The 9378-nt window shown below is 72.1% G+C and carries 14 protein-coding genes; 9 read left to right on the forward strand and 5 right to left on the reverse strand.

Going from position 1 to position 9378, the window contains the following annotated elements; translation table 11 throughout:
- Positions 1-2: 2 nt before the first annotated feature.
- On the forward strand, positions 3-815 hold the full coding sequence (locus VB739_RS10235; protein WP_323356977.1) for an alpha/beta hydrolase: 813 nt from the start codon (positions 3-5) through the stop codon (positions 813-815).
- Here VB739_RS10235 and VB739_RS10240 read toward each other — a convergent pair.
- Entirely contained in the window at positions 767-2068 is a 1302-nt protein-coding gene (locus VB739_RS10240) for an AmpG family muropeptide MFS transporter (RefSeq protein WP_323356965.1), read from the reverse strand. The genes VB739_RS10235 and VB739_RS10240 overlap by 49 nt on opposite strands.
- Before the next feature lie 77 nt (positions 2069-2145).
- On the opposite strand from VB739_RS10240, the gene VB739_RS10245 reads away from it, so the two are divergent.
- The 6 genes from VB739_RS10245 to VB739_RS10270 all read left to right on the forward strand — a co-directional run bounded on the left by VB739_RS10245 (position 2146) and on the right by VB739_RS10270 (position 5494).
- Entirely contained in the window at positions 2146-2271 is a 126-nt protein-coding gene (locus VB739_RS10245; protein WP_254963361.1) for a hypothetical protein, read from the forward strand.
- Between the two features lie 65 nt (positions 2272-2336).
- Positions 2337-3137, forward strand: coding sequence for a HEAT repeat domain-containing protein (locus tag VB739_RS10250; RefSeq protein ID WP_323356966.1), 801 nt, complete (start codon positions 2337-2339; stop codon positions 3135-3137).
- Between the two features lie 88 nt (positions 3138-3225).
- Positions 3226-3441 carry a DUF2997 domain-containing protein gene (locus tag VB739_RS10255; protein ID WP_323356967.1) on the forward strand — a complete coding sequence of 72 codons (216 nt, stop codon included), beginning with the start codon at positions 3226-3228 and terminating at the stop codon, positions 3439-3441.
- A gap of 28 nt (positions 3442-3469) precedes the next feature.
- Positions 3470-3862 carry a DUF1257 domain-containing protein gene (locus VB739_RS10260; RefSeq protein WP_323356968.1) on the forward strand — a complete coding sequence of 131 codons (393 nt, stop codon included), beginning with the start codon at positions 3470-3472 and terminating at the stop codon, positions 3860-3862.
- A gap of 4 nt (positions 3863-3866) precedes the next feature.
- The gene (locus VB739_RS10265; RefSeq protein WP_323356969.1) at positions 3867-4286 is read left to right on the forward strand and encodes a ferredoxin; all 420 of its coding nucleotides are present in this window, start codon (positions 3867-3869) and stop codon (positions 4284-4286) included.
- 38 nt (positions 4287-4324) lie between these two features.
- Complete coding sequence (locus VB739_RS10270) at positions 4325-5494, forward strand: aldo/keto reductase (RefSeq protein WP_323356978.1); 1170 nt, start codon at positions 4325-4327, stop codon at positions 5492-5494.
- Here VB739_RS10270 and VB739_RS10275 read toward each other — a convergent pair.
- Entirely contained in the window at positions 5491-6270 is a 780-nt protein-coding gene (locus VB739_RS10275; protein ID WP_323356970.1) for a 16S rRNA (guanine(527)-N(7))-methyltransferase RsmG, read from the reverse strand. The genes VB739_RS10270 and VB739_RS10275 overlap by 4 nt on opposite strands.
- 71 nt (positions 6271-6341) lie before the next feature.
- Here VB739_RS10275 and VB739_RS10280 point away from each other — a divergent pair, with 71 nt between their 5' ends.
- Both VB739_RS10280 and VB739_RS10285 read left to right on the forward strand, forming a co-directional pair.
- On the forward strand, positions 6342-6884 hold the full coding sequence (locus VB739_RS10280; protein ID WP_323356971.1) for a J domain-containing protein: 543 nt from the start codon (positions 6342-6344) through the stop codon (positions 6882-6884).
- A complete protein-coding gene (locus tag VB739_RS10285) occupies positions 6881-7144 on the forward strand; it encodes a DUF3143 domain-containing protein (RefSeq protein WP_323356972.1) in 264 nt (87 codons plus the stop codon). The genes VB739_RS10280 and VB739_RS10285 overlap by 4 nt, the downstream gene beginning before the upstream one ends.
- Before the next feature lie 21 nt (positions 7145-7165).
- Here VB739_RS10285 and bioA read toward each other — a convergent pair whose 3' ends face one another.
- From bioA to bioD, 3 genes are read right to left on the reverse strand one after another with little or no spacing between them, the layout of a single operon-like run.
- Complete coding sequence (gene bioA, locus VB739_RS10290) at positions 7166-8461, reverse strand: adenosylmethionine--8-amino-7-oxononanoate transaminase (RefSeq protein ID WP_323356973.1); 1296 nt, start codon at positions 8459-8461, stop codon at positions 7166-7168.
- Positions 8452-8607: a hypothetical protein gene (locus VB739_RS10295; RefSeq protein WP_323356974.1), complete on the reverse strand. Its 156-nt coding sequence runs from the start codon at positions 8605-8607 to the stop codon at positions 8452-8454. The genes bioA and VB739_RS10295 overlap by 10 nt, the downstream gene beginning before the upstream one ends.
- A complete protein-coding gene (bioD, locus tag VB739_RS10300; RefSeq protein WP_323356975.1) occupies positions 8604-9239 on the reverse strand; it encodes a dethiobiotin synthase in 636 nt (211 codons plus the stop codon). The genes VB739_RS10295 and bioD overlap by 4 nt, the downstream gene beginning before the upstream one ends.
- Positions 9240-9378 lie beyond the last annotated feature (139 nt).

Below are 9378 nucleotides of genomic sequence, written 5' to 3' on the forward strand. Positions count from 1 at the left end.
CTGTGGTCACGGCCCAGCGACCCGCCGCCGTGCTTGCCATCACCGGCCTGTTGGTGGCCCTGGCCTATCTGGGGCTGTGCGGCCTGCTGTTCCTGCGCCAGCGTTCCCTGCTCTATTTCCCCCAGCCCCGCTCCAGCGACGCGGCCGGCGAACGGCTCGCCCTGCCCATGGCCGACGGCCCGCCGGGAAGCCGGGTGCTGGTGAGCGTCCACCGCCGCCTTGGCCCCAAGGCGCTGCTCTATTTCGGCGGCAACGCCGAGGCTGTGGAGAGCCAGTTGCCGCTGCTGGCGGCCGCCTTTCCTGAGCACAGCCTCTATCTGATGCATTACCGGGGCTACGGCGGCAGCGGCGGCCAGCCCTCGGAGCAGGCCCTGTTCGCCGATGCCCTGGCCCTGTTCGACCGGGTGCGGGTCGACCACGACCGCATCGCGGTGCTGGGCCGCAGCCTGGGCAGCGGTGTGGCGGTGCATCTGGCGGCCCGGCGTGCGCTGGACCGGCTGGTGCTGGTCACCCCGTTCGACAGCATCGAGGCCGTGGCCTCCCGCCAGTTCCCGCTGGTGCCGGTGGCCCTGCTGCTGCGGGACAAATACCGCTCCTGGGTGGACGCCCCCCGCGTGGAGGCTCCCACCCTGCTGATCGCCGCCGAACGGGACGAGGTGATCCCCCGTGCCCACACCGACGCCCTTCTGTCCCACTTCCGCCCCGGCATCGCCTCCCTGGTGGTGCTGCCCGTCGACGGCCACAACGCCGTGGAGGGCTCCCCCGGCTACATCCCGCTGCTGCGAGAGTTTTCTGGATCCCGCTCGGCGCAGTAGGCCCCACGGGCGCCCTGGCCGTTCCAGGGGGTGAGCCGCACCATCAGCAGGAAGGCCGGCAGGGCCGCGGCGGTGGTGGCCAGGAAGAAGCCCGGCCAGCCGAGCCGTTCGGCCACCAGCCCGGCGGGTGCGGCCAGCAGTGAGCGGCTCAGGGCGTAGACCCCCGAGAGCAGGGCGTACTGGGTGGCAGAGAAGCGGGGGTTGCAGAGGCTCATCAGCAGCGCCACGAAGGCGGCGCCCACCATGCCGCCACCGATGTTCTCCAGCGCCACGGCCATCAGCAGGCCTGACATGCCGCCGTCGAAACGGGCCAGGGCCCAATAGGACAGGTTGCCCGCCGCCCCCACCAGGGCGAACAGCCACAGCGAACGGTTCATGCCGAGCCGGCCGAACAGCAGGCCCCCCAGCAGCGTGCCCACGATGGTGGCACCGATGCCCCAGCCCGCCAGCACCGACCCCACCACCTCGGGGCTGAAGCCCTTCTGGATCAGGAACGGCACCGCCATCAGGCCGAGCAGCCCATCGGGCCAGCGGTAGAGCAGGATCAGGGTGAGCAGGGCCACGGCCCTGGGGCCGCCGCTGCGGTGCAGGAACTCCCGCGCCGGACCCAGCACCGCCTGGCGCAGGCTGCTGATCGGGACCGCCAGGGGTTCCAGGCGCGGCGCCGTGAGGGTGAAGGGGACCACCACCAGCATCAGCACGGCCGAGAACAGAAAAGCCAGGGGCCAGTCGTAGCGCCCGGCCAGGATGAAGCCGCCGGCGCCCACGGCCAGCATCGCCGTGCGATAGCCCAGGTTGGAGGCGGCGGCTCCAGCGCCCCGTTCCAGATCCGGCAGCAGGTCGGTGCGGTAGGCATCGACGGCGATGTCCTGGGTGGCGCTGACCACAGCCAGCAGCACGGCCATCAGGCCGATCGCCGTCAGGCTGGCCGGATCCGTGGAGGGCCGCAGCAGGGCCATGGCGCCGATCACCGCCACCAGGGTGAGCTGCAGCACCAGCAGCCAGCCACGGCGGCGGTCGGGCCAGGGCAGGGGCCAGCGGTCGAGGGCCGGGGCCCAGACCATCTTCAAGGTGTAGGGCAGCTCCGCCAGCCCCAGCAGGCCGATCAGGCTCAGGGGGATCTGGCTGGCGGTGAGCCAGCCCTGCAGCAGCTTGGTTCCCACCATGTAAGGGGTGCCGCTGGCCACCCCCTCGGCGGCCACCGCCAGGAGGCGACGCCAGGGCCGGACGCTGCTGGAGGCACGGGTGGCCATGGCGGCTTGCGGGTCGCCGAACCCTAGAAGCGACCGCTCGGACCACAATGCAGCCAGCATCGCCGCACGGCTCCCCCATGTCCTTCCTGCGCTCCAAGCTCCTGCCTGCTGCCATCGTGCTGCTGTTCGGCCTGGCCCTGTTCGCCGTCAGCGCCCGCATCTGGCTGCCCGGCGACATGGCCGCCCCCGCCCCGCTGGGCTGATCCCGTACCCATGGGCTGAACCGGCAGCCGTCCTGCTTTTACGATGCCGTCACCTGGATGGCTCCATGCCGGAAGACGGCCTGCCCTTTCCCGAAACCACCCATGAGCTGGCCCTCGATCCGGAGGTGCTGGCACGGGAGCTGGCGCAGGAGCTGCTGGGCGATCCGCTCGATGAGATCGACAGCGTTGCCCCCTCCAGCTCCGATGTAGCCGCCGAGTGCGACCTCGGCATCGAACTGCTCAAGGGGGGACGTGAGCAGCGGCTGCAGGGGCTGCGCATCTTCTGCGAGCACCGGGACCCCCGGGCCATTCCGCTGCTGCTGCCGTTGCTGAAGGCTGGCTGCCCGATTGTGCGCATGAGCGCCGTCTACGCCCTGGGGCGCAATCCCCATCCCCTGGCGGTGGAGCCCCTGCTGGGCCTGCTGGGGGCCGATGACAACGGCTACGTGCGCAAGGCGGTGGCCTGGAGCCTGGGCAATTATCCCGAGGCCCCCGTGCTCAACCCGCTGATCCGGGCCCTGGAGATGGACATTTCGGCCGTGCGGCTGTGGGCCGCCAGTTCCCTGGCCGATGCCGGCGCCACTGGCGTGGCCAAGGCCGACCCCGCCGCCGCCCAGCTGCTCCTCACCCTGCGCATCGACAGTGAACCGGCCGTGCGCAGCAACAGTGCCTGGTCGCTGGGGCGCCTGTACACCGATCTGGTGGAACCGCGTCAGCGGGACGTGGTGGAAGCCTTATTGCACACGATGCTGCACGACGGTGATTCCACCGTTCGGGACGAGGCGCGGATGGCCCTGGAGCAGCTGGAGCAGCCAGAGGTGCTCGAACGGCTCCAGACCCTGGTGGACGAGGGCCTGATCAGCTGAGCGGCCCTGCCGCCGCGGCCTTAACACCCACCGCGGCCACCGAGAATCACGGTTAAGATCCCGGTCTCACCTGTGCAGCCCAACCGGGATGGCCCAACGCTCCATCCGCTTCCGCATTCGTCCTGACGGACGGGTGGAGGAACTCGTGGAGGGTGTGCAGGGCGAGGGTTGTTCCCAGCTCACGGAGCGGATTGAGGCCAGGCTGGGCAGCGTCCAGCAACGCCAGAGCACCTCGGAAGCGTTCCAGGCCCAACCCCTCGATCTCCAGGACCCCCAGGTGGTCGTCCAGCACCACGGCACCTGAGCCACCCCTCCTCCTCCCCTTACGACCCATGTCGCACTTCAGCACCGTCAAAACCGAGCTGCGCGATCGCCAGGCCCTGGTGGAAGCCCTCCACGACCTGGGCCACCCGCCCGCCGAAGGCTCCTGCCAGGTGCGGGGCTACCGCGGCCAGACGGTGACCGCCGACCTGGCCATTCCCCAGGCCGATGGGGTGGACATCGGTTTCCGCCTCAACGCCGAAAGCGGCAGCTACGAGCTGGTCACCGACCTGGAACTCTGGAAGCAGCCCATCCCGGTGGAGCGTTTCCTGGCCCAGCTCACGCAGCGCTACGCCCTGCGCAGCATCCTGGCCAGCACCGCCGAAGAGGGTTTCCAGGTGAGCGAGCAGACCAGCCACCTCGACGGCAGCATCGAACTGGTGGTGACCCGCTGGGACGCCTGACCCCGTGAGCACAACGGGCCCCGCCGCCGGCCTCGATCCCGCCCTGGCCTTTCGCACCGCGGCGGCCCCGGAGTCGGAGGCGACCGGGCTGGAGCCCGTGCTTGGAGGTGCCCTGCGGCAGCAGGCCGTCTGGGTGGATGAGGCCGTTTGCATCGGCTGCCGCTACTGCGCCCATGTGGCCGGCAACACCTTCGTGGTGGAGCCCGACTGGGGGCGCTCCCGGGCCCTGCGCCAGGACGGGGACAGCACCGAGCGGATCCAGGAAGCGATCGACACCTGCCCGGTGGACTGCATCCACTGGGTGGCCTACGAGCAGCTGCCGACCCTGAGGGCCCAGCTTGACGAGCAGGAGATTCAGCCCCTGGGGCTGCCCTCCCAGCGCCGCCGCCGCACCCTGCCCCGCTCCACCCCGCCATCGCCGTGACCATCCCCAGCCGGCGTTTCGGCCGCACGGGGCTGGCCATGCCGGTGCTCTCCCTGGGGGGCATGCGCTTTCAGCAGAGCTGGAGTGATCTGCCGCCCGAGGCGGTGGAGGTCGAGAGCCAGGACCGGCTGGAGGCCACCCTCCGGGCCGCCATCGCAGCGGGTCTGCATCACATCGAAACGGCCCGCCATTACGGCACCTCGGAGCGGCAGCTGGGTTGGCTGCTGCCCCGTCTGCCGGATCCCCGGCGCCTCCTGCAGACCAAAGTCCCCCCCAGCGCCGACCCGGCCGCCTTTGAGGCCGACCTGCAGACCAGCTTCGAGCGGCTGGTCCTGGACGGCGACGGGGGCCGGATCGATCTGCTGGCCATCCACGGCCTCAACACGCCGGATCTGCTCGATCAGACCCTGCGCCCCGGTGGTTGCCGCGACGTGGCCCGCCGCTGGCAGGAGGCCGGCCGGATCGGCCATGTGGGCTTCTCCACCCATGCGCCGCTGCCCCTGATCCTGGAGGCGATCGCCAGCGACCAGTTCGATTACATCAACCTGCACTGGTACTTCATCCGCCAGGACAACCGGCCCGCGATCGAGGCCGCCACCGCCCACGACATGGGCGTGTTCGTGATCAGCCCCACCGACAAGGGGGGCCACCTGCACAGCCCCTCCCAGCGTCTGTGCGAGCTCTGCGCGCCGCTGCATCCGATCGTCTTCAACGACCTGTTCTGCCTCTCAGCGCCCGGCATCCACACGATCAGCGTCGGCGCCGCTGGCCCCCAGGATCTGGACCTGCATCTGGAGGCGGTGGCGCTGCTGCCCCGGGCCGGCGAGCTGCTGCCGCCGATCCTGGACCGGCTCGAGCAGGCGCGCCGGGAGGCCCTCGGAGAGGCGTGGCTGGCCAGCTGGGACCGGGGTCTGCCGGCCTGGGAGGACACCCCCGGCCGCATCAACCTGCCGGTGCTGCTCTGGTTGCACAACCTGCTGGAGGCCTGGGACCTGGAGGCCTACGGCCGGGCCCGCTACGGCCTGCTGGGCCAGGGAGGGCACTGGTTCCCGGGGGAGAACGCCGATGCCCTCGATGGCACGGTGAGCGAGGCCGAGCTGCGCTCGGTGCTGGGGGCCAGCCCCTGGGCCGCCGAGATCCCCGACCTCCTGAGGCGCCTGCGCCAGCGGCTGGGGGGTGAGGCGGTGAAGCGCCTGCAGGTGGCCTAGGCCCCTGGCGGGATGGCCCCTGGCGCGATCGGCGTCTTCTGGGGCACCCCCACGGCCCGGGGGTAGGCGGCCGGGCAGCGACCGGCGGGCCGCAGCCACAGGCCATGGCGCACGCCCCGGCCCGCCGGCAGGTCGCGGCGCTGCACAGGATCCACCGTCGCCCGCAGCACCCCCACGGCCGCCTCCAGGTCCCGCTGGTCGTCGGCCCCCCACTGGCCCCGATAAAGCAGAGCCAGGCCCTCCGGCTTCAGCAGCGGCACCAGGTATTCGGCCACCACCGGCGCGCTGGCCACGGCGCGGGCCATGGCCCGATCGAAGCGGCCGCGGCAGTCCGGGGAGCGGCCGGTGCGCTCGACCCGTTCGCAGCGCAGGCGCAGCCGCCCCTCCTGGAGCCCCAGGCTGCGGGCCATGGCCCGCACCGCCTCCAGCTTGCGGCCCACCGAATCCACCAGGGTGACCCGTGCCGTGGGCAGGGCGATCGCCAGCGCCAGGCCAGGGAAGCCGCCGCCGGTGCCCACATCGATCAGCTCCAGGCCGTCCGGAACGCCGCCCGGGGACGTGAGCAGGGGCACCCAGGGCCAGAGGCTGTCGAACACCTGGGCGACCCAGAAATCGTCGCCCTCCACCAGGCGGGTGAGGTTGACCCGGCCGTTCCAGAGCCTCAGCTGCTCCTGCAAGGCCACCAGCGCCGCCAGCTGGCCGTCGTCGGGGGTCCAGCCCAGTGCCTGCCAGAGGTCGGCCTCGGGGGTGGCTCTGGGGTCGGGGCTGGCGGCCATCCGCTACGGCAGTGGTGCTTCTCCCTAGGATCCCTCACGCCGGGCTGGCTGCCATCGCCGCCTCAGGGACCATGTCCTCCACAGCCAAGCCCCCCACCCACTACCAGGTGCTGCAGCTGCAGCCCACCGCCACCGATCAGGAGCTGCGGCAGGCGTTCCGGGGCCTGAGCAAGCGCTACCACCCCGACACCACCGCCCTGCCCGCGAGCGAGGCCGAAGTGGCCTTTCAGCAGCTGCGCCAGGCCTATGCCGTGCTGAGTGATCCCGCCGCCCGGCGGCTCTATGACGCCGCCCTGCTGCAGAGCGCCCTGCCGACCCCGCTCCAGCGCCCCCCGTCTGTGGCCGTCGTCCGGCCGGTGTCGGTGCGCCGGGCCTTGTCGGGCGGCGAGTGGTTCGCCCTGCTGCTGCTGGCCCTGGCCCTGGTGCTCAGCCTGGTGCTGGGGCTGGGTGTGGCCTGGGCGCGGGGCGCCGAAATGATGGCCTGGCCCAGCTGGTGGGCCGACCTGGAGGCGGCTTCGGCCCCGCCGCCACCGGCGACCCTGGCAGGCGCGGCTCCGCTTCCACCCGAGGCCTCCCCAACCAGCCCCAGCCAGCCCCTGCCGATCCGACCGTGACCCTGCCCCCTGCGGCCACCCCCCTCTACAACCATCCCCTGCCTGCCCTGGAGGCCTGGCTGCGCCAGCTGGGGGCTGCCCAGTCGCGCACCAACGTCGCCCACTGGGACCTGCACCGCCCCGAATGGAGCGCCAGCATCGCGATGGAGGTGGAGGAACTGCGGGTCAGCTGGCACCAGGAGGGCCGCACCACGGCGCGCCAGTTCCCCTATGGGCTCTCGCGGGCCGATGTGGAGGCGGCGATCCTGGCGGGTCCCTGAGGGCCGGGCGGCCCATGCCGTTCAGAGGCTGGAGAGGGCGGCGTCGATGACGGCGTAGCAGTGGGTCAGCTGGTCGTCGTCGAGGCACAGCGGCGGCAGCAGGTAGACCACCTGCCCCAGGGGCCGCAGGAACACACCCCGCTCCAGGGCCAGCCGTTGCAGCCGCGGTCCCACCGGATTGAGGTAGCCGGGCTGATCCGTGGCCACCTCGAAGGCAGCGACGCTGCCCAGCAGCCGCGGCCGCCGCACCAGCCGATGGCGTGCCAGGGCCTCCAGGTGGGGGCGGTGGCGAGCCTCGAACTGCTGATGACGCTCCGGCAGCTCCTGCAGCAGATCGAGGCTGGCCAGGGCGGCGGCGCAACCCAGGGGGTTGGCGGTGAAGCTGTGGCCGTGGAAGAGGGTCAGCCCTGGGGCGGTGCCGATGAAGCCGGCGTAGATGGCCTCCCGGGCCAGGGTGACCCCCATGGGCAGGAAGCCGCCCGTGAGCCCCTTGGATAGGGCCATCAGGTCGGGGCGGATCCCGGCCCGCTGGCAGGCGAACAGGTGGCCGCTGCGGCCGAAGCCCGTCATCACCTCATCGGCGATCAGCAGGGCCCCGCTGGCGCGCACCAGCGCCTCCACCCGGCGCAGGAACGATTCGCTCACCAGGGCCATGCCGCCGGCCCCCTGCAGCAGCGGTTCGAGGATCACCGCCGCGGTGGGCGTTTCCAGCAACTGCTCCAGGCGCGCCAGGGCGGCGGCCTCCCGCGCCTCCACCCCGTCGTCGTCCCACCAGGTGGCGGGCCAGGGGGCCCGGGCCACGGCGAACAGCAGCGGCTCGAACGCTTCGGAGAACAGGCTGCGCTCCCCCACCGCCATGGCGCCGAAGGTGTCGCCGTGATAGGCCCCCTCGAAGGCAATCAGTTGCTGACGGGGTTCGCCCCGGTTGCGCCACCACTGCCAGGCGATCTTCAGGGCCACTTCCACCGCCGTGGAGCCGTTGTCGGAGAAGAACAGCCGCTCCAGGCCACTGCAGGCGGCCAGGCGTTCGGCCAGCTGCTCGGCGGCCGGGTGGCGGAAATCGGAGAAGCCCACCTGCTCCAGACGGCGGGCCTGGCTGGCGATGGCGGCGGCGATGCTGGGCTCCCCATGGCCGTGCAGGGTCACCCACCAGCTGCTGATGGCGTCGATCAGCCGGCGGCCGTCATCGAGCTCCAGCAGGGCGCCTTCGCCGCGCACCACCCGCAGGGGCGGGGCAGCCGTGGCCACCTGGGTGAAGGGGTGCCAGAGGTGGGGATGCCAGCCGGGCCGGTCCACGCCATTTGGACTCACCGGCATACATCGGAGCGGCGTTCGCCTCCGGTGGCCAGCGGCCCGCAGTTGACCCAGCGAGTGACGCTGGTCTCGATGTCGGTGAACAGCACCAGGATGCCCGCACAGAGCGCGGCCACGGCGCCTGTCACCAGTAGGTGCTTACGGCTCATGGCTGCAGGCTACGGGCCAGGCCACTGCGCTGCCATTGCCGCTCCAGGCCCTCGCGGCTGAGGGGGGCCAGTGGCGGCAGCTCCGCCAGCACCGGCACGCCGCCGAGGGCTTCCAGGGTGCGGGGGTTGTCGGGGTGGGGATCGCCGTTGAGCACCAGGCCGAGGACGGGGATTGAACGCCGCTCCAGGGCCTCCAGGGACAGCAGGGTGTGGTTGAGGGTGCCCAGGCCGCTGCGGGCCACCAGCAGCACCGGCAGTCCCCAGACGGCGATCTGATCGATCTGCAGCCAGTTGCGCCGCAGGGGCACCAGCAGCCCCCCCGCCGTCTCCACCACCAGAGGCCCGTCCCAGGGCGGCAGGCCCAACCGGGCCGGATCGAGGCTGAGCCCGTCCCGCTCGGCCGCCCAGTGGGGGGAGACGGGGGCCGTGAGCCGGTAGGCCTCCGGCCACACCCGCTCCGGGGGCAGACCCAGCAGCTGCAGCACCCGGCCCGTGTCGCCGCCCCCCTCCATCCCGCTCTGCACCGGCTTCCAGTACTGAGCCCCCAGCCCCTGCACCAGCAACGCGCTCACCACCGTCTTGCCCACGTCGGTGTCGGTGCCGCAGACCACCAGCTGAACGGGGGTGTTCACGGCGTGATGGCCGCACGGTGATCACGGTGGCCCACCAGCAGCAGCACCTCCCAGGTGAGGGGTGTCGGCTGGGGCCAGTGGGCCAGGAGCCGGCGCAGCTCCCCGGCCGCCAGGGGCGGCCGCCGGTTGGCGTCGGCGC

Source organism: Cyanobium gracile UHCC 0281 (assembly GCF_034931305.1).
GTDB classification, from domain to species: domain Bacteria; phylum Cyanobacteriota; class Cyanobacteriia; order PCC-6307; family Cyanobiaceae; genus Cyanobium; species Cyanobium gracile_A.

Excerpts from the sequence above, each read along its gene's own strand:
- VB739_RS10255 (WP_323356967.1), top strand. The coding sequence starts at position 3,226 with ATGGCCCAACGCTCCATCCGCTTCCGCATTCGTCCTGACGGACGGGTG.
- VB739_RS10295 (WP_323356974.1), bottom strand. The coding sequence starts at position 8,607 with ATGAGCCGTAAGCACCTACTGGTGACAGGCGCCGTGGCCGCGCTCTGT.
- VB739_RS10280 (WP_323356971.1), top strand. The coding sequence starts at position 6,342 with ATGTCCTCCACAGCCAAGCCCCCCACCCACTACCAGGTGCTGCAGCTG.
- VB739_RS10240 (WP_323356965.1), bottom strand. The coding sequence starts at position 2,068 with ATGGCCACCCGTGCCTCCAGCAGCGTCCGGCCCTGGCGTCGCCTCCTG.
- bioA (WP_323356973.1), bottom strand. The coding sequence starts at position 8,461 with ATGCCGGTGAGTCCAAATGGCGTGGACCGGCCCGGCTGGCATCCCCAC.
- VB739_RS10245 (WP_254963361.1), top strand. The coding sequence starts at position 2,146 with ATGTCCTTCCTGCGCTCCAAGCTCCTGCCTGCTGCCATCGTGCTGCTG.
- VB739_RS10275 (WP_323356970.1), bottom strand. The coding sequence starts at position 6,270 with ATGGCCGCCAGCCCCGACCCCAGAGCCACCCCCGAGGCCGACCTCTGG.
- VB739_RS10270 (WP_323356978.1), top strand. The coding sequence starts at position 4,325 with ATGCCGGTGCTCTCCCTGGGGGGCATGCGCTTTCAGCAGAGCTGGAGT.
- VB739_RS10260 (WP_323356968.1), top strand. The coding sequence starts at position 3,470 with ATGTCGCACTTCAGCACCGTCAAAACCGAGCTGCGCGATCGCCAGGCC.
- VB739_RS10250 (WP_323356966.1), top strand. The coding sequence starts at position 2,337 with ATGCCGGAAGACGGCCTGCCCTTTCCCGAAACCACCCATGAGCTGGCC.